Here is a 25,274-nt window from a genome sequence, read left to right on the forward strand (position 1 = left end):
TGTCGTGGACACGTTCTGGGCCGTGATCGCCGGACTCATCCCTTCGATCGGCGTCGGACTTCTCTTCTGGCTCGCGATGCGCAAGATCATTCGCGCCGACCGGAACGAGAGGGCGGCGCTGGAGCGCGAGATGCACGCGGCACCCGTCGCTGTCGAAGGAAATGCGGACGCGAATTCTTCGGCACGGTGAGTTGACTTTCGTTTCTCGCGGGGTGCATGCTGCTTTCTGACAATGGATTGAATGGCGGAGAGGCGGCAAGCGCGTGGTACAGAAGACGAAGGTCGTGCTGATCGACGACATCGACGGCACCGAGGGCGACGAGACGGTCACGTTCGCGCTGGACGGCGTGACCTACGAGATCGACCTCACCTCGAAGCACGCGGCCGAGCTCCGGGAGTCGTTCGCGACGTGGATCGGCCACGCCCGCAAGGCGGGTCCCCGTGCCTCGGCACGCCCGTCGGCGGCCCGTCGGGGCCGGACCGACCGGGAGCAGCTGCAGAAGATCCGCGAGTGGGCCCGCGAGAACGGGCACACGGTCAACGAGCGTGGTCGCATCCCCAGCAAGATCCTCGACGCGTACGAGGCGGCGCACTGACCTCCTGAACGAGCCTGCGCCCCGGTCGGACCATCCCCGGCCGGGGCGCGGTGCTGCCCGGCGGCGTCACGGGCGGCGCCGGACGCCTACCCTGGTCGCATGACGCTCTCGACCCCGATGGCCCTGTGGATCGGCACCTACCCGGCCACGGGGGAGGCCGCGGGCAGCGGCGAAGGGCTGTGGCACGTCGACGTCGACGTCACGTCCGGCGAGCTGCACGCCCCGGTGCTCGCCGCGGCGCTCGCCGCCCCCTCGTTCCTCGCGCTGCACCCCGTCGCGCCCGTGCTGCTCGCGGTCTCCGAGACCGCTCCTGGTTCCCTGACGGCGCTGCGGGTCGGCCCCGGCGCCGCCCTCGAGCAGGTCGCGGTGTTCGGCTCGGGCGGCGACCACCCGTGCCACGTCGCCGCGTCCGGCACGTCCGTGTGGGTCACGAACTACGGCGACGGCGTGGCCGCGGCCTGGGCGACCGGCCCCGACGGCCTGCCGCTGGCGACCCACCACTCCCTGCACTCCGGCGACGGCACCGGCCCCGTCGCCGACCGCCAGGAAGGCCCGCACGCGCACCAGGCGACGGTCGTCGGGGACCACGTCCTGGTGACGGACCTCGGCGCCGACGTCGTGCGGCGCTACCCGGTGGACCCGACGCCGGACGACGCCGGTGAGGTCGCGGCGCGGCTGCCGGCGGGCACCGGCCCCCGGCACCTCGTGGTGCTGCCCGACGGCTGGCTCGTCGTGGCGGGCGAGCTCGACGCCCGCCTGCACCTCCTGCGCCCCGCCGGCGACGGGTGGGAGCACGCGGGCAGCACGCCCGTCTCCCCGCTCGGCGTCCCGGGGGAGGCGTTCCCCGGTCACGTGACCCTCAGCGAGGACGGCGGCCGCCTGCACGTCGGCCTGCGCGGCCCGGACGTCCTGGCGGTGCACGACGTCACCGGCGGCCCCGACGTCCGGCTCGTGCACCGGGCCGACGTCCACCTCGGTGCCGGGTCGTGGCCCCGGCACCACGAGGTCGTGGCCCGCCTGGGTGACGACGAGCTCGTCGTGGTGGCCCTGCAGAACAGCCAGGAGCTCGTCACCGTCCGGGTCGGGTCCGGCGGCGGGTCCGAGGTCCTGGCGCGCACGTCGTGGCCGACCCCACCCGCCTGCGTGCTGGTGGCCCGGTGACGACCGCCGGCGGCCCCCGGGTCGCGATGCTGTCCGTGCACACGTCGCCGCTGGACCAGCCCGGCACGGGGGACGCCGGCGGCATGAACGTGTACGTCCTCGAGCTGTCCCGGGCGCTGGCCCGGCGCGGCGCCGAGGTGGAGATCTACACGCGCGCGACGTCGTCGGCGCAGCCGAAGGTGGTCGACGCCGAGCCCGGCGTGCGGGTCGTGCACGTGGCCGCCGGGCCGTTCGAGGGCCTCGACAAGCACGACCTGCCGGGCCAGCTCTGCGCGTTCACCGCCGGGGTGCTGCGCGCGGAGGCGCACCGGCCCGCCGGCTGGTACGACGTCGTGCACTCCCACTACTGGCTGTCCGGCGAGGTCGGCTGGCTCGCCGCCGACCGCTGGGACGTCCCGCTCGTCCACACCATGCACACGATCGCGCAGGTGAAGAACGCCGCCCTCGCGCCCGGGGACACGCCCGAGCCGCGCGGGCGCGTCATCGGCGAGGAGCAGGTCGTCGCCGAGGCCGACGCCCTGGTCGCCTCCACGCGGGAGGAGGCCGACGACCTGGTCCGGTACTGCGGCGCCGACCCCGACACGGTGCACGTCGTCGCGCCCGGCGTCGACCTCGACGTCTTCTCGCCGGGCGACACCTCGCCGCAGGGCCGTCGGGAGCTCCGTGAGCGGCTCGGCCTGCCCGCCGGCCCGATCGTGCTGTTCGCCGGCCGGGTGCAGCCCCTCAAGGGTCCCGACGTGCTCGTCCGGGCGCTCGGCGTGCTCGCCGACCACGCCGGCGAGCGCTCCACCGACGGCACCGACGGCACCGACGTCGGTGCGTGGCGCGACGGCGGGGGAGCGGCCGTGCCGACGCTCGTCGTGCTCGGCGGGGCCAGCGGGCGCCCGACGGCCGTCCGCGAGCTCGAGGCCCTCGCCCACCAGACCGGCGTCACCGACCACCTGCTGGTGCGCCCGCCCGTGCCGCGGCACGAGCTCGCCGACTGGTACCGAGCCGCCGACGTCGTCGCCGTCCCCTCCCACAACGAGTCGTTCGGGCTGGTCGCCGCCGAGGCGCAGGCCTGCGGCACGCCGGTCGTGGCCGCCGCCGTCGGCGGCCTGCGCACCGTCGTCGTCGACGACGTCTCCGGCGTCCTCGTGGCCGACCACAGCCCGTGGACCTGGGCTCGCGTCCTCGGCGACCTGCTCGCCGACGACGAGCGCCGCGCCCGCCTCGCGGCCGGCGCCCGCCGGGCGAGCGAGCGGTTCTCCTGGGACCGCGCCGCCGCCGCCATGCTCGACGTCTACGCGCAGGCCGCCAAGACCCGCCGCGCCGACGCCCGCCGCTCCTAGGAGCACCGCCGGGAATGCGCAGGCCACCCGGCGTCGTTGGCCCGGGCATGCCGATCACCGGAGAGTACGTCCCCAGCCCCACGTCGCACGCCGCCACGCAGGTCGCCGAGTACGAGGCCTCGGGTGGCACCGAGAACAACACGATGCGCGGCAAGCCCGTCGTCATCCTCACCACGCTCGGCGCGAAGAGCGGCAAGGTGCGCAAGACGCCGCTCATGCGGGTCGAGCACGACGGCGTGTACGCCGTCGTCGCGTCGCTCGGTGGTGCGCCGCAGCACCCCGTCTGGTACTACAACGTCGTCGCGCACCCGCAGGTCGAGCTGCAGGACGGCGGCGAGAAGCACGAGTACACCGCCCGTGAGGTCACCGGCGACGAGAAGGCCCTGTGGTGGGAGCGGTCCGTCGCCGCCTGGCCGGACTACGCCGAGTACCAGAAGAAGACCGACCGGGAGATCCCGGTGTTCGTGCTGGAGCGCACCGGCGCCTGACCTCGGGAACCGCCGCACGTCCCGGACGGTGGCGTCCGTCGGCCCGACAGGGCGTCGCGGACGTCACCGTCCCGTCATCCGACCGTGGGTGCGCGGTGCGCGCGGGGCAGGGCAGGATGGACCCATGACGTACACCCTCGTGCTGCTCCGCCACGGCGAGAGCGAGTGGAACGCGAAGAACCTCTTCACCGGCTGGGTCGACGTGCCGCTGTCCGAGAAGGGCACCGCCGAGGCCAAGCGCGGCGGCGTGCTCCTCCAGGAGGCCGGCGTCACCCCTGACGTGCTGCACACCTCGCTGCTGCGCCGCGCCATCATGACGGCGAACCTCGCCCTCGACGCCGCGGACCGCCACTGGATCCCGGTCAAGCGGTCGTGGCGCCTCAACGAGCGCCACTACGGCGACCTCCAGGGCAAGGACAAGAAGCAGGTCCGCGACCAGTACGGCGACGAGCAGTTCATGCTCTGGCGCCGCTCCTACGACGTGCCGCCGCCGGACATCGAGCTCGGTTCGGAGTTCTCCCAGGATGCCGACCCGCGCTACGCCGGTGAGCCGATCCCGCGCGCCGAGGCCCTCAAGCAGGTCCTCGACCGGGCGCTGCCCTACTGGGACGGCGAGATCGTCCCCGACCTCCAGGCCGGCAAGACGGTCATGGTGGCCGCGCACGGCAACTCGCTGCGCGCCATCGTCAAGCACCTCGACGGCGTCGACGACGCGACGATCGCCGGGCTGAACATCCCCACCGGCATCCCCCTCGTCTACGAGCTCGACGAGGAGACGCTGCAGCCGACCAACCCGGGCGGCACCTACCTCGACCCCGAGGCGGCGAAGGAAGCCATCGCGGCGGTCGCCAACCAGGGCAAGTAGTCCTCTCGGGGACGTCGGGCAGCCGGAAGGCCCGGCCCCAGGTCGCGGATGACGACCAGGGGCCGGGCCTTCCTGCTGCCCGACGGCGTTGCGCGGGCGCGTTCCTCACGGATCAGCCTGCGATGCGTGAGGTTCCGCAGGGACGACGACGACCGACGCCGCGGTTCCTCACGGATGAGCGTGCGATGCGTGAGGAACCGCGACGCCGGTCGCGGGTGGTGCGTGGCGGGTGTCAGACCTCCGCGGGGGACGACGCCGGGGACGCGGTGGCCGCCGTGTCGAACTCGCCGGTCACGAGGTACGTGATGCGGCGTGCGACGGAGACGCCGTGGTCGCCGAACCGCTCGTAGTAGCGGCCCAGCAGGGTGACGTCGACCGTCTCCTGCGCGGTGCCCGTCCATGCCGGGTCGAGCGTGGCACCGAAGGTGTCCTGGTGCAGCATGTCGATCGCGTCGTCGCCCACCTCGATCTCCTCGGCGAGGGTGACGTCACGGGTCGACAGGAGCTCGGTGGTCCGGCGCGCGACCAGGCCGGCGGCCTCGTTCATCGCGACGAACGTGCCGCGGGCCGACGGCGGCACGGCCAGCGCCGGGTAGCGTCCGCGCGCGACCTCGGCGACGTGCCGGGCGAGGTCGCCCATCCGCTCCAGGGTCGCGCTGATGCGCAGCGCCGTGATGACGACGCGAAGGTCGGTCGCGACCGGCGCCTGCTGGGCCAGCAGGTGCACGCAGCGCTCGTCCAGCTCGCGCTCGAGCTGGTCGATGGTGCGGTCGGAGGCGATGACGTCCTGCGCGAGCTCGTGCTCGCCGTCGAGCAGCGCCGTCCCGGCCCGCGTGATCGCGGACTCGACGAGTCGGCTCATCTCGATCAGGCCGTCACCGATCTGCTTCAGCTCGGCGTCGAAGATCTCTCGCATGGGTGTCCTCTCGAAAAAAGGTGCCCGGCCACTCTCCCAGGATGCCCGGACCGTCAGGTGAACGCCGGTCGGTGCCCAGGTGAACAGTGGGCGACGCGCCGACGAGCGTTTGCCGCCCTGGCGTGGTGTGGTCTCCGGCGCAACCTAGGCTGAGGCTCGTGGAAGGAATCATCCAGGGGGTGACGGCCGTCGTCGCCGGCGTGCTCGGCGTCGTCGTGGGCGTCGTCGCCGCCCTCGCCTTCCGCTTCTCCGACCGCGCGCAGCGGCGCGACCCCGAGGAGTCCTCGGCCCAGCTCGACGCCGGGCTGGTGCGCGTCCTGTCGGTGCTGCGGTCCGCCGCGGTCGTGGTGGACGACGATGACGAGGTGGTGCGCGCGTCGCCACCCGCCTACGCCCTCGGCGTCGTGCGCAACGACGCCCTCGTCCACCAGTCGATCGTCGACCTGGTGCGCGAGGTGCGCCGCGACGGCGTCATCCGGGAGAAGGAGCTGGAGCTGCCGCGCGGCCCCATCGGGTCGGGCACCGTCCTGCTGCAGGTGCGTGTCGCACCCCTGGGGCTGGACAAGCTGCTCGTCCTGGCCGAGGACCGGACCGAGGCCCGCCGGGTCGAGGCGATCCGGCGCGACTTCGTCGTCAACGTGTCGCACGAGCTGAAGACCCCGGTCGGCGCGATCGCGCTGCTCGCCGAGACCGTGCAGGACGCCGCCGACGACCCCGTCGCGGTGCGCCGGTTCACCGAGCGGATGCTCGCCGAGTCCCAGCGGCTCTCCGCGCTCGTGCACGAGATCATCGAGCTGTCCCGGCTCCAGGTCGCCGGCGCGCTGCAGGCCGTGCGTCCCGTGCCGGTGCGCGACGTCGTCGACGAGGCCGTCGACCGCGCCCGCACCACCGCCGCCGGGAAGAACATCACCATCACCATCGGCGGGTCCGTGGACAGCGTCGTGTTCGGCGACCACAACCTGCTCGTCACCGCCGTGCGGAACCTGCTCGACAACGCGGTCAGCTACTCCGGGCCGAACACCCGTGTCGGGGTCGGCGTGCACGAGCGCGGCGGGCTCGTCGAGATCGACGTGGTCGACCAGGGCATCGGCATCTCCACCGAGGAGCAGCAGCGCGTGTTCGAGCGGTTCTACCGCGTCGACCCGGCGCGCTCCCGCGACACCGGCGGCACAGGCCTGGGCCTGAGCATCGTCAAGCACGTCGCGGCGGACCACGGTGGTGACGTCCGGGTGTGGTCGGAGCCCGGCAAGGGATCCACGTTCACCCTCCGTATACCTGCGGCCGATCTGCCCGTGCACGACAGGTCCGCGTCGTCGTCGGAGTCCTCCGCCGACACGCCCGACGAACACACCGACCGAGTCGTCCGACCCCTGCGCGAGCGGCGGCGGACGACCGACGACCACGGGCCCGCCGAGGGCCCGTCGAACGAGGAGGTAGGCGCGTGACGCGCATCCTGGTGGTTGAGGACGAGGAGTCGTACCGCGACCCGCTGACGTACCAGCTCACGCGGGAGGGGTACGAGGTCGTCGCGGTGTCGGACGGCAACGCAGCCCTCGAGCGGTACGACGACGGCGGGGCGGACCTGGTGCTGCTCGACCTCATGCTCCCCGGTCTCAGCGGCACGGAGGTGTGCCGCGAGCTCCGCCAGCGGGGGGACGTGCCCATCATCATGCTCACCGCCAAGGACTCGGAGATCGACAAGGTCGTGGGCCTGGAGCTGGGTGCCGACGACTACGTCACCAAGCCGTACTCGTTCCGCGAGCTCCTCGCGCGCATGCGGGCCGTCATGCGCCGGCGTGGCGCCGCGGCGGCCGAGAACGGCGTCTCGCACGACGACGGCGACGCGGTGCTCGAGGTCGGTCCGGTCCGCATGGACGTCGAGCGGCACACCGTCGCCGTGGGCGGTTCCACGGTGTCGCTGCCGCTCAAGGAGTTCGACCTGCTGGAGCTGCTGCTGCGCAACGCCGGTCGTGTCCTCACGCGTGGTCAGCTCATCGACCGCGTCTGGGGCGCGGACTACGTCGGCGACACCAAGACCCTCGACGTCCACGTCAAGCGGATCCGCTCGAAGATCGAGTCGGACCCGGGTGCGCCGTCGTTGCTGCTGACGGTGCGTGGGCTGGGCTACAAGTTCGCCGACGACGAGGGCTGAGCCGGAGCGAGCTCGCGAGTGCAGGCACAGCCCGACCGGGGGTGCCTGGGCTGAGCCGGAGCGAGCTCGCGAGTGCAGGCACAGCCCGACCGAAAGTCCGAGGGCTGAGCCGGAGCGAGCTCGCGAGTGCAGGCACAGCCCGACCGGGGGTGCCTGGGCTGAGCCGGAGCGAGCCCGCGAAGCGCCTCCGGGCAACCGTTCTCGCCAACCTGCCCACGGGTGTTCATGAGTCGTTCACCTTCTCCTTCTCACCGGTCCACCTGCGGTCCCTAGCGTCACGGACGAACGCCGGCGCCCGCCGGTGAAGTCACCGTGTGAACAGGATGGAACGACTCGTGAACCTCAGCCGATTCACCCGTGCCGGATCTGCCGTCGCCGTCGGCGTGCTGGCACTGAGCCTGGCCGCGTGCGGCTCGGACCCCGAGCCCGCCGGCGGCGAGACCGCCGGGTCGGACACCGGGGAGTCCATGGCCGCCGAGGGCGGTCTGTCGGGCGAGCTCTCGGGCGGCGGTGCGTCCTCGCAGGAGGCCGCGATGAACGCCTGGCGCGCCGGCTTCCAGCAGGCCAACCCCGACGCCACCATCAACTACGACCCGGTCGGCTCGGGCGGTGGCCGCACCGGTTTCGGTGACGGTTCGTACGCCTTCGCCGGTTCGGACGCGGCGCTGGACGAGGAGGAGATGGCGGCGGCCGAGGCCCAGTGCGGCGAGGGCGGCGTCATCCAGTTCCCGGGCTACGTCAGCCCGATCGCGATCGCCTTCAACCTCGACGGCGTCGACTCGCTCAACATGTCCCCGGAGACCATCGCGAACGTCTTCCTCGGTGAGATCACCACGTGGAACGACGAGGCGATCGCCGCGGACAACCCGGACGCCGAGCTGCCGGACACGGCGATCACGGTCGTGCACCGCTCGGACGAGTCGGGCACCACGGAGAACTTCGAGGAGTACCTCTACACGGTCGCCCCCGACACGTGGACCGAGGAGCCGTCGGGCGTCTGGCCGGTCGACGGCCAGGAGTCCGCGCAGGGCACCTCCGGCGTCATCGGTGCCGCGCAGGCCGGCCAGGGCACCATCACGTACGCGGACGCCTCGCAGGTCGCCGACCTGGGCACGGTGGCCGTGGGCGTCGGCAGCGACTTCGTGTCCTACTCGGCCGAGGCCGCGGCCGAGGTCGTGGCGCAGTCGCCGCGTGTCGAGGGCACCGGCGAGTACGTCTACACGATCGAGCTGCAGCGCGACATCGAGGGCACCTACCCGGTCGTGCTCGTCTCCTACACCCTCGCCTGCGGCACCTACGCGGACGAGGCCCAGGCCGAGCTCGTGAAGGGCTTCGTCTCGTACATCGCGAGCGAGGAGGGCCAGGAGGCCGCGGCGGCCGCCGCGGGTTCGGCGCCGCTGTCCGACACGATCCGCCAGGCCGTCCAGCCGGGTATCGACGCGATCGCGGCCGGCTGACCGAGACGACCTGACCGGCCCGTCGTCGGGCGGTCGGGCGGGGCGACCGAGGGGGACGCCCGGCCCGACCGCCCGACGTCGGGCCTGACGAACAGAGGCGACACCAGTGCCCAAGCACGAACGAGGTAGCTCCGTGAGCATCACCGACAGCCCACCCACGGTGGGCTCCCGCGCCGTCCGACGACGGTCCTCCGACCGCGGGTTCAACCGCGTCTTCCGATGGATCGCCGTCGGGTCCGGCGTCCTGATCCTGGCGGTGCTGGCGGCCGTCGCGCTGTTCCTGCTGTGGCAGGCGTGGCCGGCGATCACGGCGAGCCCCGACGAGCTGTCGGCCGCGGTGCCCCGCTACCCGGAGGACACGTCGCTGATCGCGTACGTCGGCCCGCTGGTCTTCGGCACGCTGCTGGCGGCGGTGCTGGCGCTCGGTGTCGCGACCCCCCTCGCGATGGGCGTCGCCCTGTTCATCTCGCACTACGCGCCGCGCCGCATCGCCCAGTTCCTCGGCTACCTCGTGGATCTGCTGGCCGCCGTCCCGTCCGTGATCTACGGCCTGTGGGGCTTCTTCGTCCTCGCGCCGGCCGTCGTGCCGGTGTGGGAGTGGCTGAACCAGTACCTCGGGTGGTTCCCCCTGTTCGCGGGGACGCCGTCGCCGACGGGCCGCGTGCTGGCCACGGTGGGCATCGTGCTCGCGGTGATGATCCTGCCGATCATCACGGCCGTGTCCCGTGAGGTGTTCCTCCAGACACCGAAGCTGCACGAGGAGGCCGCGCTGGCCCTCGGTGCGACGCGCTGGGAGCTCGTCAGGACGGCGGTCCTGCCGTTCGGCCGGTCCGGCGTCATCTCCGCGGCGATGCTCGGCCTCGGGCGGGCGCTCGGCGAGACGATGGCGGTCCTGATGATCCTGTCGCCCGGGTACCTGTACTCGTTCCACATCCTGGAGAGCGCTCAGCAGCAGACCATCGCCGCGTACATCGCCCTCGACTTCCCGGAGTCGAGCGGGCTCGCGGTGAACACGCTGATCGCCACCGGCCTCGTGCTGTTCGTCATCACGCTGGCCGTCAACATGGGGGCGCGTGCGATCGTGGCGCGCCGCAAGGACTTCTCGGGGGCCAACTGATGACCGCGACGACTCCCCACGTGCCGACCGCGGAGAGCACCGCCCTGGTGCGCGCCCGGCTGAGCGTGGTCGACACCGGCCGCAAGCGCAAGGACGTCACGATGACGGTCCTGATCTGGGGCGCGTTCCTCGTCGCGATGGCGCCGCTGGTCTCGCTGCTGTGGACGGTCACGACCAACGGCCTCGGCCGGATCAGCATGGACTTCCTCACGCTGTCCATGCGCAACGTGTTCGGCGGCGACCCGAACGGCGGCATCTACCACGCCATCGTGGGCACGCTGATCATCACCGGCCTCGCCGCCCTGATCTCCGTGCCGATCGGCATCCTCACGGCGATCTACCTGGTCGAGTACGGCAGGGGCTGGCTCGCCCGCTCGGTGACGTTCTTCGTGGACGTCATGACCGGCATCCCGTCGATCGTGGCGGGTCTGTTCGCGGTCGCGCTCTTCACCCTCATCGTCGGGCCGGAAGCCCGGTTCGGCTTCATCGGCGCCGTCGCGCTCTCGGTGCTGATGATCCCGGTCGTGGTGCGCTCCTGCGAGGAGATGCTCAAGCTCGTCCCGAACGAGCTCCGGGAGGCGGCGTACGCGCTCGGCGTCCCGAAGTGGCTGACGGTCGTCAAGGTCGTGCTGCGCACGTCGGTCGCGGGCCTGACGACGGGCGTCCTGCTCGCCGTCGCCCGCGTCATCGGCGAGACCGCGCCGCTGCTGGTGGCGGTCGGTGTCACCGACTCGATCAACATGAACCCGTTCGAGGGGCGCATGATGACTCTGCCGGTGTTCGCCTACCGGCAGTACAGCCAGGGTCAGGCCCCCTGCCCGGGTGGTGAGTCCGCGACCTGCGTGCCGGACATCGCGATCCAGAACGCGTGGGGTGCCGCCCTGACGCTGATCGTGATCGTCCTCGCCCTCAACCTCGTCGGCCGTCTGGTGAACCGCTGGTTCGCCCCGAAGCTGCGCTGACGCGCACGCCCGCCGACCCGCAGCACGAAAGAAGGAACAGACGATGGCACAGCGTATCGACGTGAAGGACCTGAACATCTACTACGGCGACTTCCTCGCCGTCCAGGACGTCAGCATGACGGTCGAGCCGAAGTCGGTGACGGCCTTCATCGGCCCGTCCGGCTGCGGGAAGTCGACGTTCCTGCGCACCCTCAACCGCATGCACGAGGTCATCCCCGGTGCGCGCGTCGAGGGCAAGGTCGAGCTGGAGGGCGTCGACCTGTACGGCGCCGACGTCGACCCGGTGGCCGTGCGCCGCACGGTCGGCATGGTCTTCCAGCGCCCGAACCCGTTCCCGACGATGTCGATCCGGGACAACGTGCTGGCGGGCGTGAAGCTCAACAACCGCCGCATCTCGAAGGCGGACGCCGAGGACCTGGTCGAGTCGTCGCTGCGCGGTGCGAACCTGTGGAACGAGGTCAAGGACCGGCTGGAGAAGCCGGGCTCGGGCCTCTCGGGCGGTCAGCAGCAGCGTCTGTGCATCGCGCGCGCCATCGCCGTGAAGCCGCAGGTGCTCCTCATGGACGAGCCGTGCTCGGCGCTCGACCCGATCTCGACGATCGCCATCGAGGACCTCATCGGCGACCTGAAGCAGGAGTACACGATCGTCATCGTGACCCACAACATGCAGCAGGCCGCCCGCGTGAGCGACCGGACGGCGTTCTTCAACATCGCGGGCACCGGCAAGCCGGGCAAGCTCATCGAGATGGACGACACGGCGACGATCTTCTCCTCGCCGGCCGAGAAGTCGACGGAGGACTACGTCTCCGGCCGCTTCGGCTGAGCCGTCACGCACGACGAGGGCCCCTTCCCGCTCGCGGCGGGAAGGGGCCCTCGTCGTGCGTCGGGGTGCCGGTCAGGGCACGTACGGGGCGTACTCCGGCAGGGTGGAGTCGAACACCGGGAGGTAGAACTCCTCGGTGGCGTCGCCGGCGGTGAGGGTGGCCTGGAGGTTGCTGCCGGGGCCCGCGGCGACGGCGTCGAGGGCGACCTGCTCGCCGTCCTCGGTGCCCAGGTAGACGGTCTCCTGCGCCGGGACGGTCACGGTCACGGGCGCCGAGCCGGTGGCGGTGAGGGTGAACGTCATGTCCTCCGCCGAGCTGTTGTCCAGCGCGCCGAACAGGGCGCCCTCGGTGCCCTCGGCCGCCGCCAGGACCATGAGGTTGAGACCGCGGGCGTCGACGTCCGCGAAGTCGACGCGCGTGCCGTCGGAGGGCGCGTAGCCCAGCTCGGTCGTCACGGGTGCGCAGGCCCCGAGGAGCAGGACGCTCGCGGCGGCTGCGCCGGCGGCGACGACGGCGGGGCGGGCAGGACGGGCGGAGCGAGCCACGAGCTCTCCTTCGGCTGTGCTGTGCGCGCCGACCTGGGGTGGTGCGCACCGTTCGTCTCGGGTGGAGGTGGGCGCAGAGCGCCCGCACCCATCCTAGTGGGGTCTTGACGGTCATCTCGCGCGGGGTCGAGAACGGGCCTCTGACCTGCGAAGACGATGATTTCCGACGGTTCGTCGACCGCAGCGACCCCTCGGGGGGCGAACCCTATCGTGATAGACTCGTGCATTGGGAAAGGGGACATCTGCAGATGACGTTCACAGTAGGCGAGACGGTTGTCTACCCGCATCACGGCGCAGCCCTGATCGAAGAGGTCAAGACGCGCAAGATCCGCGGCGAAGAGAAGATGTACCTCAAGCTCAAGGTCGCCCAGGGTGACCTGACCATCGAGGTCCCGGCGGAGAACGTCGACCTCGTGGGTGTGCGCGACGTCGTCGACCAGGAGGGCCTCGACCGCGTGTTCGACGTCCTGCGGGCGCCGTACACCGAGGAGCCGACCAACTGGTCGCGACGGTACAAGGCCAACCTGGAGAAGCTGGCGTCGGGCGACGTCATCAAGGTCGGCGAGGTCGTCCGCGACCTGTCGCGCCGCGACGCGGACCGCGGCCTGAGCGCCGGGGAGAAGCGCATGCTGGCCAAGGCCCGGCAGATCCTCGAGTCCGAGGTCGCCCTCGCCGAGGGCGTCGACGAGGAGAGGGCCGGCGCCATCATCGACGAGGTGCTGGCCTCCTGACGGACCGCCCGGTCCGACGAGCCACGAAGGGTGGCCGCCCCGCACGGGGCGGCCACCCTTCGCCGTCCCCACGGCGCTGCGAGCCCCGCGCCCGCGGTTAGGGTGTGCGCGTGGCTACGCTCGCGGTCATCACCGCCGCCGGGGAGGGCACCCGGCTCGGGCTCGACGTGCCGAAGGCGCTCGTCGACCTCGACGGGGCGCCCCTGCTCGTCCACGCCGCCCGCAACGTCTGCGCGTCGGGAGCGGTGGACGTCGTCGTCGTGACCTGCCCGGCCCGTGCCGTCGCCGAGTTCACCGCTCTGCTGGCCGCCGACGAGCGCGTCGACCGGCCCGTCGTCGTGGTGGCCGGTGGCGCGACCCGCCAGGAGTCCGTCCGGGAGGGCCTGCGGGCGGGGACCCACGCCGCGACGGACACCCCCGACATCGTCCTCGTCCACGACGCCGCCCGGCCGCTCGCGCCCCCGGACCTCGTCCGACGGGTCGTGGCCGCGGTGCGGGCAGGGAGCCCGGCCGTGGTGCCGGGGCTGCCCGTGACGGACACGATCAAGGAGGTCCGCCCCGGCGGCACGCAGGTCACGGGGGAGCGGGTCGTCGCGACGGTCGACCGCACGCCGCTGCGCGCCGTGCAGACGCCGCAGGGCTTCGACCGCGACCTCCTGCTCCGCGCCCACGACGCAGCCGAGCGGGACGGCGTCGAGGCGACCGACGACGCGGGCCTGGTCGAGGCGCTGGGCGTCGCCGTCCACGTGGTGCCCGGTGACCCTGCCGCCGCGAAGATCACGACCACCGAGGACCTCCTCGTCGCCCGCTGGCGGGTGCGGGACGCCACCCGGCCGGCGGGACGCTAGCGTGACCGGCATGCCGTCCGCGTCGCACCTGCCGGGCCGGAACCTGCCACGCACCGGCGTCGGCGTCGACGTCCACGCCCTCGCTCCCGACGGCGAGGACCGCCCGCTGTGGCTCGCGGGCCTGCACTGGCCGGGGGAGCGCGGTCTCGTCGGGCACTCCGACGCCGACGTGGCCGCCCACGCCGCCGCCGACGCCCTGTTCTCCGCGGCGGGGATCGGGGGCCTCGGCACCCACTTCGGCACCGCCGAGCCGCGCTGGGCCGGTGCCCGCGGCACCGAGCTGCTGGCCGAGGCCGGTCGCCGCGTCCGTGCCGCGGGGTTCGAGGTCGGCAACGTCGCGGTGCAGGTGATCGGCAACCGGCCCCGTCTGGAGCCGCGGCGCGACGAGGCGCAGGCGGTGCTCTCCGCGGCGCTGGACGCCCCGGTGTCGCTCAGCGCCACCACGACCGACGGGCTCGGCCTCACCGGTCGTGGCGAGGGTGTCGCCGCGATCGCGACCGCTCTCGTCGTGCCCCGGTGAACCCTCCTCAGGGCGTGCCGAGCACCCGGTCGGTGTAGTCGTTGCGGAACACCCCGTGCGGGTCGACCGCGGCGCGCACGCGGGCGACGTCGTCGAGCGGGTAGTGCGCGGCGAGGTCGGCGGCCGTGCGGGTGTGCAGCTTGCCCCAGTGCGGGCGCCCGCCCGCGGCGACGAAGATCTCCTCGGCGGCGTCGAAGTACGCCCGGTAGGGCATGCGGTGGTACTGGTGCACGGCCACGTACGCCGACGCCCGGCCGCGCGCCGTCGAGAGCCACACGTCGTCGGGCGCGGTGCAGCGCACCTCCACCGGGAACGGCACGGGCTCGCCCGACGCCGCGAACCACGCGGCGAGCTCCCGCAGGACCCCGGGCAGGGCCTCGCGCGGCAGCGCGTACTCCATCTCCACGAACCGCACGCGCCGCCGGGTCACCATCACCCGGTCCGACGGCGCGACGTGCGTGCGGTCGCCGAGCACGGCCGCGCTCAACGCGTTGAGCCGGGGCACCGTGCGGGGCGCCGCGGTGGCGACTTGCATGATCGCCCCCAGCGCACCGTTCGCCAGGACCTCCTCGTCGAGCAGGCTGCGGGCGGCGTGCCCGCCCCGGCGCAGCAGGCCCGACGGGCCGCGCCGGGACGCCTCGTAGACCGCCGTCCCGGCGTCGTCCACCAGGTCGTGCGTCCACGTCAGCATCCGGTCGGTGCCGGGGAACCAGTAGGCGTCCGTGCGGTGGTGGTCGTCGAACAGCGCGTCGATGCCGCCGACCACCTCGTCCCACGGCCGCACCCGCTCCACCGAGCGCAGCAGGTAGGCGGGCACGACGTCGAGGGTCACCGCGGACAGGATCCCCACCGAGCCCAGGCCCAGCCGCGCCACCTCGAAGAGCGCCCGCTCCGGGGAGCCGGGGGCGTCGGCGTCCGACACGGACCGCACCGTCCCGTCGGCCACCACGACCCGCACGCCGCGGACCTGCGTCGCCAGCCCGCCCAGCCGGGCACCCGTGCCGTGCGTGCCCGTCGAGATCGCGCCCGCGACCGACTGCCGGTCGATGTCGCCGAGGTTGCGCATCGCCAGCCCCCACGAGCCCAGCAGCGCGTTGAGCTCGTGCAGCCGGGTGCCCGCCCCCACCGTGACGAGCGCGCCGCCGGGGGTCCGCTCCACCGACTCCAGCCCGGAGAGGTGGTCGAGGCTCAGCAGCAGACCGTCCGTCACGGCGGCGTCCGTGAAGGAGTGCCCCGCGCCGACGGCACGGACCCGCAGGCCCTCCGCCGCGGCCTTCGCGACCAGCTCGCCGAGCTCGGCCTCGTCGCGCGGCTGCGCGCGGCGCGCGGGGGTGGCGGTGTACGTCCCGCCCCAGGTGCTGAAAGTCACAGCGCACACTCTGCCACCTCCCCGTCCCGGTGTAGCGTGCCGCCATGACGACGAACCGGCTCACCCGGGCGACGGCCGGGGTGCCCGGACCGGTCGCCGTCGTCGACCTCGACGCGTTCGACGCCAACGCCGCCGACCTCCTGCGCCGCGCCGCCGGGACACCCGTCCGTCTCGCCGCGAAGTCCGTCCGGGTGCGCTCCCTCGTCGCCCGCGGCCTCGACGCGGGCTTCCGAGGCATCATGGCTTTCACTCTCGCCGAGGCCCTGTGGCTCGTCGAGCAGGGTCTCCGGGACGTCCTCGTCGGCTACCCCACGGTCGACCGGGACGCGCTCGCCCGGCTCGCGGCCGACCCGAGGGCCCGCCGCGAGATCACCCTGATGATCGACGACGCCGCCCACGTGGCGCTGCTGCGCGCCGTCCTCGCCGACGCCGCCGACGCCGCCGACGGCCCCGACGTCACCGTGTGCCTGGACGTCGACGCGTCGCTCCGCCTCGGCCGGATCCACCTCGGCACCCGCCGCTCGCCCCTGCGCACCCCCGAGCAGGTCGCGCACCTCGCCGCCCACGCCGAGCGCGCCGGCCTGCACGTCCGCGGGATCATGACCTACGAGGCGCAGGTCGCGGGCATCCCCGACACGGCCGTCAACCGGGTCGTCAAGGCCTTCTCCGTCCCCGACGTCGACCGCCGCCGTCACGCCGTCCTCGACGCCCTGCGCACCGTGCTCGGCCGCGACGTCGAGCTCGTCAACGCCGGCGGTACCGGCTCCCTCGAGACGTCCGCCGCCGGTCCCGGCGTCACCGAGGTCACCGCCGGCTCCGGCCTGTTCGTGCCCGGCACGTTCGACGGCTTCCGGTCCTTCGTCCCGCGGCCCGCCGCCTACTTCGGGCTCGACGTCGTGCGCACCCCCGCCCCCGACTGGGCCACCGCGTTCGGCGGCGGGTACGCCGCCTCCGGGCCTGCCGGCACCAGCCGCCTGCCCCGCCTCGTCACCCCCGGCTGGGAGCTCACCCGGCGGGAGGCCGCCGGGGAGGTGCAGACGCCGATGCACCGCCGCCGCGGGGGCCGCCCCCTCGCCGTCGGGGACCGCGTCTGGTTCCGGCACGCCAAGGCCGGCGAGCTCATGGAACGCTTCGCCGTCGTCCACCTCGTGCGCGGCGACGACGTCGTCGACGTCGTCCCCACGTACCGCGGCGAGGGCCACACCTTCGGCTGAACCGTCCCGGGAGGTCGAACGGGGCCCGGCCGGTACGCTTGACCGGTGACCTTGCACCTCTATGACACCGCGACGCGCGCCGTGCGCGAGCTCGTTCCGCGCACCCCGGGCAAGGTCGGCATCTACGTCTGCGGTGCCACCGTGCAGTCCGCACCCCACGTCGGCCACCTCCGCCCCGTCGTCGCGTTCGACGTCCTGCGGCGCTGGCTCGAGCGCTCCGGCCTCGACGTCACCCTCATCCGCAACATCACCGACATCGAGGACAAGATCATCGCGAAGGCCGCCGACGCCGGCCGCGAGTGGTGGGCGCACGCCGCCGTCTTCGAACGTGAGTTCTCCGCCGCCTACGACGCGCTCGGCGTCCTGCCGCCGACGTACGAGCCCCGCGCCACGCAGCACATGCCGCAGATGATCGAGCTCATGGACCGGCTCGTCGAACGGGGTCACGCCTACGCCACCGGCCCCGGCAACGTCTGGTTCGACGTCCGCTCCTGGCCCGACTACGGCACCCTCACCCGGCAGCGCCTCGACGACCTCAACCCCGAGGCCACCGACGACGCCGCCGCCGGCGAGAAGAATGACCCGCACGACTTCGCCCTGTGGAAGGCCCCGCGCCCCGGCGAGCCCGCCACCGCGTCCTGGGACAGCCCCTACGGCCGCGGTCGCCCCGGCTGGCACCTCGAGTGCTCCGCCATGGCGCAGCGCTACCTCGGCGACGCGTTCGACATCCACGGCGGCGGCCTCGACCTCCGCTTCCCGCACCACGAGAACGAGCAGGCGCAGGCCCGCGCCGCCGGGTACGGGTTCGCGGACCGCTGGATGCACTCCGCGTGGGTCACCCAGCAGGGCGTCAAGATGAGCAAGTCGCTCGGCAACGGGCTCCTCGTCAGCGAGCTGTTCGCCCAGGCGCCCGCCCCCGTCGTCCGCTACGCGCTCGCCGCCGTGCAGTACCGCTCCATGCTCGAGTGGAGCGCCGACACCCTCGACGAGGCGCAGGCCACCTGGGACCGCCTCACCGGCTTCGTCGGCCGCGCCACGGAGCGCGTCGGCGCCGTACCGACCGACGAGATCCGCACCGTCACCCTCCCGGCGGCGTTCACCGCCGCCATGGACGACGACCTCAACGTGCCCGCCGCGCTCGCGGTCGTGCACGAGACGCTGCGAGCCGGCAACACCGCGCTCGCCGCAGCCGACGACGACGCGGCCCGTGCCGCGCTCGTCGCACTCCGCGGGATGCTCGACGTGCTGGGGCTCGACCCCGCCGACCCGCACTGGACCGCCACGACCGACGACCGCGCCGCCGAGGCGCTGGACTCGCTCGTGCGCGCCGAGCTCGACGCGCGGGCAGCGGCCCGCGCGGCCAAGGACTGGGCCACGAGCGACGCCATCCGAGACCGCCTCGTCGCGGCCGGCGTCGTCGTGCAGGACTCACCGGACGGCGCCCGCTGGGCGCTGGCCGACTCGAAGGGGGAATGACATGGCCGGCAACTCGCAGCGCCAGGGAGCCACACGCAAGGGTGGCGCCAAGAAGGGCGCCAAGGTCGGCACCGGAGGCCACTCGCGCAAGTCGCTCGAGGGCAGGGGCCCGACGCCCAAGGCGGAGGAGCGCACCTACCACCCCGCGTACAAGCGCAAGGTCGCCGCGGACAAGCGGCGCGCCGCCGAGACCGGCGCCGGAGCCCGCAAGGGCGTCGCCCGCGGCACCCGCAAGGCCACCGGTGGCGCCGAGGTCGTCGCCGGTCGCAACGCCGTCGTCGAAGCCCTCCGCTCCGACGTCCCCGCCACCGCCGTCCACATGGCCGAGCGGATCGAGCACGACGACCGCACCCGCGAGATCCTCGAGCTCGCCAGCATCAAGGGCGTCCGGCTCCTCGAGTCGTCCCGCGGTGCGCTCGACCAGCTCACCGAGGGCTCCGTGCACCAGGGCGTCGCCATGGAGGTGCCGCCGTACGAGTACGCCAGCATCGACGACCTCCTCGACGCCGCCGCCGAGTCGGGCGAACCGCCCCTCATCGTCGCCCTCGACTCCGTCACCGACCCGCGCAACCTCGGCGCCGTGCTCCGCTCCGCCGGCGCTTTCGGCGCCCACGGCGTCCTCGTCCCGTCCCGACGCACGGCGTCCCTGACGGCCTCCGCGTGGAAGGTCTCCGCCGGTGCCGCCGCGCGCGTGCCCGTCGCCAAGGAGACCAACCTCGCGCGCACCCTCACCGACCTCAAGAAGGCCGGGCTGTTCGTCGTCGGCCTCGACGCCGGCGGGGACACCACCGTCCGCGAGCTCGCCTTCTCCACCGACCCGCTCGTCGTCGTCGTCGGGTCCGAGGGCAAGGGCCTGTCGCGGCTCGTCCGCGAGGCGTGCGACGCCGTCGCGTCCATCCCGATGTCGTCGTCCGTCGAGTCGCTCAACGCCGGCGTCGCCGCGGGCATCACCCTCTACGAGGTCTCCCAGGCCCGGGCTGCAGCCGCCACCGCCTGACGCGAGTCAGCGCAGGTCGCGCCGAGTCAGCGTGAACTTCGTTCAGTCAGCGCACGCTGGCGTGAGTCAGCGCTCACGTCGCCGAGTCAGCGCACGATGGCGTGAGTCAGCGCACGGTGTGCGTGTCGGGGGTCGCGTGTGGTCCCGGACGTCGACGACGTCGGAATGATGCCAGGGGCCACGGTCCGTGTGCGCTCGGCGGGCGCAGGCCGTGCTGAGTCGCACCGGCGAGTGCTGAGTCGCGCCGTCGTGCGCTGACTGAACGACGTTCACGCTGACTCGCGAGGATGCGCGAGGCGAGGATCGCAGCGAGTCCGGGGTCGGGACGGGGCGCGCACGGTCGTCAGGCCCGAAGTGGAGCGCCCCCTGGGGCGCGTGAACGCGATCGTGCGCGCCCCGTCCCGACCCCGGACGGACGCACGCCGACCTGTGCTGACTCGCGCCGACGAGCGCTGACTCGCGCCGGTGTGCGCTGACTCGGCGCGACCTGCGCTGACTCGCGTCAGGGGGTGTCGTCGGCGGGGTCGGCGGCGGCGTAGTGGAAGTAGTCGGCCTCGGGGCCCTCGTCCGGCTCCTCGCCGGGGGCGAGCCCCAGGATGGCCTTCTCGTCGGGGCGGTACCGCAGGACGTTCTCGACGTAGGAGGCGACGGTCTCCGGCATGGGGACGTCCCGCTTCGCCTGCTCCGAGATGAACCACCGGTGGTCGAGGATCTCGTGGTAGAGCTGCGCGGGCTCGAGCTTGCGGCGCAGCTCGCGGGGCACGGCCCGGATGGTGGGCTGGAAGACGTTCTGCAGCCAGTCCTGCGCGACGATCTGCTCGTCGTCCTCCTGGCGGTCGGTGGCGGCCTGGTAGGAGTCGAGGTCGTTGAGGAGTCGGCGGGCCTGGTTGTCCTGCACGTCGAGGCCCGTGATCTTGAGCAGGCGGCGTGCGTGGTGACCGGCGTCGACGACCTTGGGCTGGATCTGGACGGTGGTGCCGTCGATGTCGGTGGTGATGGACAGCTCGCCGACGTCGAAGCCGAGGTCGTTGAGGCGCTCGATGCGGGCGGCGACCCGCCAGCGTTCGTCGGAGCCGAACGCCTCGACGCCGGTGAGGGCTCGCCACAGCTCGCCGTAGCGGGCGACGAGGGCGTCGCCGACGGCGACCTCGTCGATCTCGTCGTCGAGCAGCTCGCCGGCGGCGAGGTCCATGAGCTCGCCGATGATGTTGGTGCGGGCAAGGTCGAGGTCGTACTCGCGCTGCCCGCGGGAGAGCTCGCGGTGGAGCTGGCCGGTCTCCGCGTCGACGAGGTAGGCGGCGAACTGGTCGGCGTCGCGACGGAACAGGGTGTTCGACAGGGAGACGTCGCCCCAGTAGAAGCCGACGAGGTGCAGGCGGACCATGAGCACGGCGAGGGCGTCGATGAGGCGGTCGGCGGTGGAGGTCTGCAGCCACTGGCTGAACACCGACCGGTAGGGCAGGGAGAACGCGAGGTGCTCGGTGACGAGCGCGGCCTCGAGGTGCTCCCCGGTGTCGGAGAGGCGGCCGGTGACGACCCCGATGGGGCGGACGGACGGGATCTCTAGCTTGCGGAGCTGGCGCAGCATCGCGTACTCGCGGAACGCGATCTCCTCGCTGATCTCCTTGATGGCGAGGACCTTGCCGTCGAGACGGACGAACCGCACGACGTGCCGGGAGATGCCGCGGGGGAGGGCGGCGAGGACGTCGGCGGGCCACTGGGCGAGCGGCAGGCGCCACGGCAGGTCGAGGAGGGCCGAGTTCGGCGTCGCCGACGTGATCTGCAGCTGGTCCACGGCATCTCCTGGTTCGGTGCGGGGCGGCCGGGACGACCCGGGCGAACGAAGTGGGGCGAGTGCCAGCCTAGACGGCGACGGGGCGGGCCCGGCCGATGCCGGACCCGCCCCGTGTCGTGCCGGGCGTCACGCCCCGCCGCCTCGTGTCAGAGGCGGTTGCCGGTGGCGGCGGAGAAGACGTGCGCCTGGCCGGGCTTGATGGTGACGTGGATGGTGTCGCCCTTCATCGGGACGTCGCGCGGATCGATGCGCACGATGACCTGGTCGGACGAACCGGAGTGCAGCTCGCCGGCGACGCCCTCGGACTTCAGGTCGCCGTAGACGAACGCGTCCGAGCCGAGCTCCTCGACGAGGTTGACCTCGACCTGGAGCGCGCCCTCGGTGCTGGCGGAGACGACGTCGAGGGCCTCGGGGCGGAAGCCGACCGTGACCTTGCCGCCGTCGGCGTCGGTGAGCTGCGAGACGACCTCGCGCTCCAGCGGCACGGCGGCGTGGCCGACCATGGCGCGGCCGTCACGGACGTCGAACGTGCCGACGTTCATGGCGGGGGAGCCGATGAAGCCCGCGACGAAGACGTTCGACGGGGTGTCGTACATCTCGCGGGGGGTGCCGACCTGCTGGAGCAGACCGTCCTTGAGGACCGCGATGCGGTCGCCCATGGTGAGGGCCTCGGTCTGGTCGTGGGTGACGTACACCGTGGTGACGCCGAGACGACGCTGGAGGGACGCGATCTGCGTGCGCGTCTGGACGCGGAGCTTGGCGTCGAGGTTCGACAGCGGCTCGTCCATGAGGAACACCTGCGGCTGGCGCACGATGGCGCGGCCCATGGCGACGCGCTGGCGCTGACCACCGGAGAGGGCCTTCGGCTTGCGGTCGAGGTACTCGGTGAGGTCGAGGATCTTCGCCGCCTCCTCGACGCGCTGACGGATCTCGGCCTTGGGGGTGCCGGAGATCTTCAGCGCGAAGCCCATGTTGTCCGCGACGGACATGTGGGGGTACAGCGCGTAGTTCTGGAAGACCATCGCGATGTCGCGGTCCTTCGGCTGGACGTCCGTGACGTCGCGGTCGCCGATGTAGATGTGTCCGCCGTTGACGTCCTCGAGGCCCGCGAGCATGCGGAGCGAGGTCGACTTGCCGCAGCCCGAGGGGCCGACGAGGACGAGGAACTCGCCGTCCTCGATCTGCAGGTTGAGCTGGTCCACGGCGGGACGCTCGGTGCCCGGGTAGACGCGGGTCGCGTGGTCATAGGTGACCGAAGCCATGATGATTCCCTCCACCGGCAGGTACGTGCCGGACGATCCGTAGTGGTCGGGTGTGCTGCGTTCACGACTGGCGTGTCAGCGGCGACACAATGCTGTTGTCGGGCCGGTCCCGGATCGTCCCGGGGCGGCTCGCGCTCGATCGTACATGCTGGTGACGTCGATCACGTCACCGGGCAGGTCAGCCGCCCGCGACGACCAGGTCGGCGAGGTGCTGGATCGTCGCGGCGACCTCGGCGGGACCGTCGACGCGGTACGCCGCGACCGTCTCGCCGGGGCCGACCTTCAGGGAGACGTCGTCCGGGCCGAGCACCGCGAACGCCTTCTCGTCGGTGGTGTCGTCCCCGGCGTACAGCACGCGCGACGGCGGTGCGCTGCCGTCCGGGCCGGCGACGTCCTGCGCGACGACGTCCCGCAGCCGCTCCACGGCGATGCCCTTGGAGGTGTGCAGCACGGCGATCTCGACGACGTCCTTGCCCTGCATCGCCTCGAGGCCGAGACGGGCGGCGACGGCGAGGGCGGCGTCGGTGGCGGCCGCGGTGTCCACGGGTCCGGCCTGGCGGGTGTGCAGCACGGCGGCGCTGGGCTTGTGCTGCACCCAGGCGCCGTCGCGCCCGGCCACGGCGGCGGCCAGCCCGGCGTTCAGCGCGTCCAGCGTGCGGGCCTGCTCGGAGGTCAGCTCCAGCGGCACGCCCTCGATGCCGGAGGACGTCGCGTGCCCCGTCTGGGCGCCGTGGCTGCCCACGAGGTAGGCCCCGGCGGGCGGGTCGGCGTGCCGGACGAGGTCGTCCAGGTCACGCCCGGAGACGAACGCGAGGCGCAGGTGCGGCGCGTCGGACGAGCCGGCCAGCGCGGCGAGCCGGTCGACGGCGGCGCGCACCTGCGGCGTCATCCGCGACGTCGTCGGGTCGTCGACGAGCGGCGCGAGGACGCCGTCGAAGTCGAGCGCGACGAGCAGCGCGGCGCCGTCGGCGGCGGCGAACGACGCGAGGGCGTCCCGCAGGCCGGTGGTGCGCTCAGACATGGGAGCTCCGGGACGGCACCGCGGTGAGCACGCCGAGGAAGGCCTTCGACCACTTCGCGACGTCGTCGGCCATCACCTTGCGGCGCAGGTTGCGCATCCGGCGCCGCTTCTCGCGCTCCTCCATGTGGGCGGCCGCCACGATGATGTCCTTCATCCCGTCGATGTCGTGCGGGTTGACGAGCAGCGGGCCCGGCGCGAGCTCGTCCGCAGCGCCCGTGAACTCGCTGAGCACGAGCACGCCGCCGAGGTCGTGGCGGGCCGCGATGTACTCCTTGGCCACCAGGTTCATGCCGTCGCGCAGCGACGTCACGAGCATGACGTCCGCCGCCAGGTACAGGGCGGCCATCTCCTCGGGCGGGTAGGAGTGGTGCAGGTAGTGGATGGCTGAGTGCCCGAGCTCGCCGAACTCGCCGTTGATGCGACCGACGAGCACCTCGACGTCGTCGCGCAGCTCCTGGTAGGCGCCCACGTTCTCCCGGCTCGGGCTCGCGACCTGGACGAGCGTGGTGTGCTCGACGTCGATGCGGCCGTCCTGGAGGATCTCGCCGTACGCCTTGATGCGGTGCCGGATGCCCTTGGTGTAGTCGAGCCGGTCGACGCCGAGCATCATGACGTCGGGGTCGCCGAGATCGGTGCGGATCTCCTTCGCCCGCGCCTGCACCTCGGGGCTGCGCGCCAGCTGGTCGAAGTAGTTCGTGTCGATCGAGATGGGGAACGCGGCGGCGCGCACGCGCCGACCGGGGCGGCCGTGCTCGTCGAGGGTGGTCACGATCGACCCGCGCGTCGTGTGGCCCGTCAGCCGGCGCACCGAGCGCAGGAAGTTCGACGCGTCGCCGCCGCGCTGGAAGCCGACGAGGTCGGCGCCCAGCAGACCCTCGATGATCTGCTTGCGCCACGGGAGCTGCTGGAACAGCTCGACCGCGGGGAACGGGATGTGGTCGAAGAACCCGATCCGCAGGTCGGGGCGGAGCTCGCGCAGCATCTTCGGCACGAGCTGGAGCTGGTAGTCGTGCACCCACACGACGCCGCCGTGCGCGGCCTGCGCGGCCGCCGCCTCGGCGAACCGCTGGTTGACCTTCCGGTACGCGTCGAACCACTGCCGGTGGTAGGTGGGCGGGGCGATGACGTCGTGGTAGAGCGGCCACAGCGTGTCGTTGGAGAAGCCCTCGTAGTAGCGCTCGATCTCGCCGGCCGACAGCGTCACCGGGACGAGCAGCATGCCGTCCGCCTCGAACGGCTCGTGCGCGAGGTCCGGTGCGCCCGACCAGCCGACCCACGCGCCGTCGGCCTCGCGCATGACGGGCTCCAGGGCCGTCACGAGCCCGCCGGGGGACCGCTGCCAGTCCACCTCGCCGTCGTCACCGACGGAGAAGTCGACGGGGAGCCGGTTGGCGACGACGACGAGGTCGTACCCCTCCGACCCGTCGGCTCCGGTGCTTGCCGAGTCCTGACCTGCCAAGGGTGCACTCTCCTCAGGTTGTGGCGCGGTGCCCTCCGCGCCGGGCGGGGCATCCTTCGCGAACCCTACCGAGGTGCCCGGGGCCCCGCGCGACCGGCGACGAGGATCACACCGGTGGGATCCCGGCGTCGTGGCGGCTCCGGGGCGTCCGCCAGGGGCGTGCCGGGA

General features: G+C 72.9%; 25 protein-coding genes. 18 read left to right on the plus strand and 7 right to left on the minus strand.

What is annotated here, in order from left to right; translation table 11 throughout:
* The first annotated feature begins 4 nt into the window (after window positions 1-4).
* From I598_RS15010 to I598_RS15035, 6 genes are all read left to right on the plus strand, one after another.
* Window positions 5-190: a hypothetical protein gene (locus tag I598_RS15010; RefSeq protein WP_068203810.1), complete on the plus strand. Its 186-nt coding sequence runs from the start codon at window positions 5-7 to the stop codon at window positions 188-190.
* Between the two features lie 73 nt (window positions 191-263).
* Window positions 264-596, plus strand: a complete 333-nt coding sequence (locus I598_RS15015; protein WP_068203811.1) for a histone-like nucleoid-structuring protein Lsr2 — start codon at window positions 264-266, stop codon at window positions 594-596.
* Window positions 597-695: 99 nt separating this feature from the next.
* Window positions 696-1,757: a lactonase family protein gene (locus I598_RS15020; RefSeq protein WP_068203812.1), complete on the plus strand. Its 1,062-nt coding sequence runs from the start codon at window positions 696-698 to the stop codon at window positions 1,755-1,757.
* 26 nt (window positions 1,758-1,783) lie between these two features.
* Window positions 1,784-3,088: a glycosyltransferase gene (locus I598_RS15025; protein WP_068205336.1), complete on the plus strand. Its 1,305-nt coding sequence runs from the start codon at window positions 1,784-1,786 to the stop codon at window positions 3,086-3,088.
* Between the two features lie 47 nt (window positions 3,089-3,135).
* Window positions 3,136-3,576, plus strand: coding sequence for a nitroreductase family deazaflavin-dependent oxidoreductase (locus I598_RS15030; protein WP_068203813.1), 441 nt, complete (start codon window positions 3,136-3,138; stop codon window positions 3,574-3,576).
* Window positions 3,577-3,700: 124 nt separating this feature from the next.
* The gene (locus I598_RS15035; protein ID WP_068203814.1) at window positions 3,701-4,441 is read left to right on the plus strand and encodes a phosphoglyceromutase; all 741 of its coding nucleotides are present in this window, start codon (window positions 3,701-3,703) and stop codon (window positions 4,439-4,441) included.
* A gap of 232 nt (window positions 4,442-4,673) precedes the next feature.
* Here the strand turns inward: I598_RS15035 and phoU are convergent, their stop codons facing one another.
* Window positions 4,674-5,357, minus strand: coding sequence for a phosphate signaling complex protein PhoU (gene phoU, locus I598_RS15040; RefSeq protein WP_068203816.1), 684 nt, complete (start codon window positions 5,355-5,357; stop codon window positions 4,674-4,676).
* 158 nt (window positions 5,358-5,515) lie between these two features.
* Between phoU and I598_RS15045 the strand changes: the two genes are divergently transcribed.
* The 6 genes from I598_RS15045 (at window position 5,516) to pstB (ending at window position 11,868) form a co-directional block, all read left to right on the plus strand.
* Window positions 5,516-6,802 carry a sensor histidine kinase gene (locus tag I598_RS15045; protein WP_068203818.1) on the plus strand — a complete coding sequence of 429 codons (1,287 nt, stop codon included), beginning with the start codon at window positions 5,516-5,518 and terminating at the stop codon, window positions 6,800-6,802.
* The gene (locus tag I598_RS15050) at window positions 6,799-7,509 is read left to right on the plus strand and encodes a response regulator transcription factor (protein WP_068203820.1); all 711 of its coding nucleotides are present in this window, start codon (window positions 6,799-6,801) and stop codon (window positions 7,507-7,509) included. Before I598_RS15045 ends, I598_RS15050 begins: the two co-directional genes overlap by 4 nt.
* A 335-nt stretch (window positions 7,510-7,844) precedes the next feature.
* Window positions 7,845-8,966: a phosphate ABC transporter substrate-binding protein PstS gene (locus I598_RS15055; protein ID WP_068203822.1), complete on the plus strand. Its 1,122-nt coding sequence runs from the start codon at window positions 7,845-7,847 to the stop codon at window positions 8,964-8,966.
* 133 nt (window positions 8,967-9,099) lie between these two features.
* Window positions 9,100-10,083, plus strand: coding sequence for a phosphate ABC transporter permease subunit PstC (gene pstC / locus I598_RS15060; protein WP_068203823.1), 984 nt, complete (start codon window positions 9,100-9,102; stop codon window positions 10,081-10,083).
* Entirely contained in the window at window positions 10,083-11,045 is a 963-nt protein-coding gene (gene pstA / locus I598_RS15065) for a phosphate ABC transporter permease PstA (protein WP_068203824.1), read from the plus strand. Before pstC ends, pstA begins: the two co-directional genes overlap by 1 nt.
* A 43-nt stretch (window positions 11,046-11,088) precedes the next feature.
* Entirely contained in the window at window positions 11,089-11,868 is a 780-nt protein-coding gene (gene pstB / locus I598_RS15070) for a phosphate ABC transporter ATP-binding protein PstB (protein ID WP_068203825.1), read from the plus strand.
* 72 nt (window positions 11,869-11,940) lie between these two features.
* On the opposite strand, the gene I598_RS15075 is transcribed toward pstB, so the two are convergent.
* Window positions 11,941-12,414: a hypothetical protein gene (locus tag I598_RS15075; RefSeq protein WP_068203827.1), complete on the minus strand. Its 474-nt coding sequence runs from the start codon at window positions 12,412-12,414 to the stop codon at window positions 11,941-11,943.
* 248 nt (window positions 12,415-12,662) lie between these two features.
* Here I598_RS15075 and I598_RS15080 point away from each other — a divergent pair, with 248 nt between their 5' ends.
* The 3 genes from I598_RS15080 to ispF all read left to right on the plus strand — a co-directional run bounded on the left by I598_RS15080 (window position 12,663) and on the right by ispF (window position 14,513).
* Window positions 12,663-13,145, plus strand: a complete 483-nt coding sequence (locus I598_RS15080; RefSeq protein WP_068203829.1) for a CarD family transcriptional regulator — start codon at window positions 12,663-12,665, stop codon at window positions 13,143-13,145.
* Window positions 13,146-13,255: 110 nt separating this feature from the next.
* Window positions 13,256-13,993, plus strand: coding sequence for a 2-C-methyl-D-erythritol 4-phosphate cytidylyltransferase (gene ispD / locus I598_RS15085; RefSeq protein WP_068205337.1), 738 nt, complete (start codon window positions 13,256-13,258; stop codon window positions 13,991-13,993).
* Between the two features lie 10 nt (window positions 13,994-14,003).
* A complete protein-coding gene (gene ispF, locus I598_RS15090; protein WP_068205338.1) occupies window positions 14,004-14,513 on the plus strand; it encodes a 2-C-methyl-D-erythritol 2,4-cyclodiphosphate synthase in 510 nt (169 codons plus the stop codon).
* Between the two features lie 7 nt (window positions 14,514-14,520).
* On the opposite strand, the gene I598_RS15095 is transcribed toward ispF, so the two are convergent.
* Window positions 14,521-15,882 (minus strand): D-arabinono-1,4-lactone oxidase, encoded by a 1,362-nt coding sequence (locus I598_RS15095; RefSeq protein WP_232314182.1) that lies wholly within the window; start codon window positions 15,880-15,882, stop codon window positions 14,521-14,523.
* Window positions 15,883-15,926: 44 nt separating this feature from the next.
* Here I598_RS15095 and I598_RS15100 point away from each other — a divergent pair, with 44 nt between their 5' ends.
* The 3 genes from I598_RS15100 to rlmB are packed head-to-tail and all read left to right on the plus strand — an operon-like array spanning window position 15,927 to window position 19,569.
* The gene (locus I598_RS15100; protein WP_068203833.1) at window positions 15,927-17,096 is read left to right on the plus strand and encodes an alanine racemase; all 1,170 of its coding nucleotides are present in this window, start codon (window positions 15,927-15,929) and stop codon (window positions 17,094-17,096) included.
* A gap of 45 nt (window positions 17,097-17,141) precedes the next feature.
* Complete coding sequence (gene cysS / locus I598_RS15105; RefSeq protein WP_068203838.1) at window positions 17,142-18,572, plus strand: cysteine--tRNA ligase; 1,431 nt, start codon at window positions 17,142-17,144, stop codon at window positions 18,570-18,572.
* Window position 18,573: 1 nt separating this feature from the next.
* A complete protein-coding gene (rlmB, locus tag I598_RS15110; protein ID WP_068203839.1) occupies window positions 18,574-19,569 on the plus strand; it encodes a 23S rRNA (guanosine(2251)-2'-O)-methyltransferase RlmB in 996 nt (331 codons plus the stop codon).
* Between the two features lie 502 nt (window positions 19,570-20,071).
* Here rlmB and I598_RS15115 read toward each other — a convergent pair.
* From I598_RS15115 to I598_RS15130, 4 genes are all read right to left on the minus strand, one after another.
* Window positions 20,072-21,364 (minus strand): DUF4032 domain-containing protein, encoded by a 1,293-nt coding sequence (locus I598_RS15115; RefSeq protein ID WP_068203840.1) that lies wholly within the window; start codon window positions 21,362-21,364, stop codon window positions 20,072-20,074.
* A 146-nt stretch (window positions 21,365-21,510) separates the two neighbouring features.
* Window positions 21,511-22,626, minus strand: coding sequence for an ABC transporter ATP-binding protein (locus I598_RS15120; protein WP_068203842.1), 1,116 nt, complete (start codon window positions 22,624-22,626; stop codon window positions 21,511-21,513).
* Between the two features lie 178 nt (window positions 22,627-22,804).
* Window positions 22,805-23,647, minus strand: a complete 843-nt coding sequence (gene otsB, locus I598_RS15125) for a trehalose-phosphatase (protein WP_068203844.1) — start codon at window positions 23,645-23,647, stop codon at window positions 22,805-22,807.
* Window positions 23,640-25,106, minus strand: coding sequence for an alpha,alpha-trehalose-phosphate synthase (UDP-forming) (locus I598_RS15130; RefSeq protein WP_068203845.1), 1,467 nt, complete (start codon window positions 25,104-25,106; stop codon window positions 23,640-23,642). The genes otsB and I598_RS15130 overlap by 8 nt, the downstream gene beginning before the upstream one ends.
* Window positions 25,107-25,274: the final 168 nt, after the last annotated feature.

This window comes from Isoptericola dokdonensis DS-3, from assembly GCF_001636295.1.
Taxonomy (GTDB): Bacteria; Actinomycetota; Actinomycetes; order Actinomycetales; family Cellulomonadaceae; genus Isoptericola; species Isoptericola dokdonensis.

Excerpts from the sequence above, each read along its gene's own strand:
- I598_RS15020 (WP_068203812.1), top strand. The coding sequence starts at position 696 with ATGACGCTCTCGACCCCGATGGCCCTGTGGATCGGCACCTACCCGGCC.
- I598_RS15025 (WP_068205336.1), top strand. The coding sequence starts at position 1,784 with ATGCTGTCCGTGCACACGTCGCCGCTGGACCAGCCCGGCACGGGGGAC.
- I598_RS15030 (WP_068203813.1), top strand. The coding sequence starts at position 3,136 with ATGCCGATCACCGGAGAGTACGTCCCCAGCCCCACGTCGCACGCCGCC.
- I598_RS15035 (WP_068203814.1), top strand. The coding sequence starts at position 3,701 with ATGACGTACACCCTCGTGCTGCTCCGCCACGGCGAGAGCGAGTGGAAC.
- phoU (WP_068203816.1), bottom strand. The coding sequence starts at position 5,357 with ATGCGAGAGATCTTCGACGCCGAGCTGAAGCAGATCGGTGACGGCCTG.
- pstA (WP_068203824.1), top strand. The coding sequence starts at position 10,083 with ATGACCGCGACGACTCCCCACGTGCCGACCGCGGAGAGCACCGCCCTG.
- pstB (WP_068203825.1), top strand. The coding sequence starts at position 11,089 with ATGGCACAGCGTATCGACGTGAAGGACCTGAACATCTACTACGGCGAC.
- I598_RS15080 (WP_068203829.1), top strand. The coding sequence starts at position 12,663 with ATGACGTTCACAGTAGGCGAGACGGTTGTCTACCCGCATCACGGCGCA.
- ispF (WP_068205338.1), top strand. The coding sequence starts at position 14,004 with ATGCCGTCCGCGTCGCACCTGCCGGGCCGGAACCTGCCACGCACCGGC.
- I598_RS15100 (WP_068203833.1), top strand. The coding sequence starts at position 15,927 with ATGACGACGAACCGGCTCACCCGGGCGACGGCCGGGGTGCCCGGACCG.
- rlmB (WP_068203839.1), top strand. The coding sequence starts at position 18,574 with ATGGCCGGCAACTCGCAGCGCCAGGGAGCCACACGCAAGGGTGGCGCC.
- I598_RS15120 (WP_068203842.1), bottom strand. The coding sequence starts at position 22,626 with ATGGCTTCGGTCACCTATGACCACGCGACCCGCGTCTACCCGGGCACC.
- otsB (WP_068203844.1), bottom strand. The coding sequence starts at position 23,647 with ATGTCTGAGCGCACCACCGGCCTGCGGGACGCCCTCGCGTCGTTCGCC.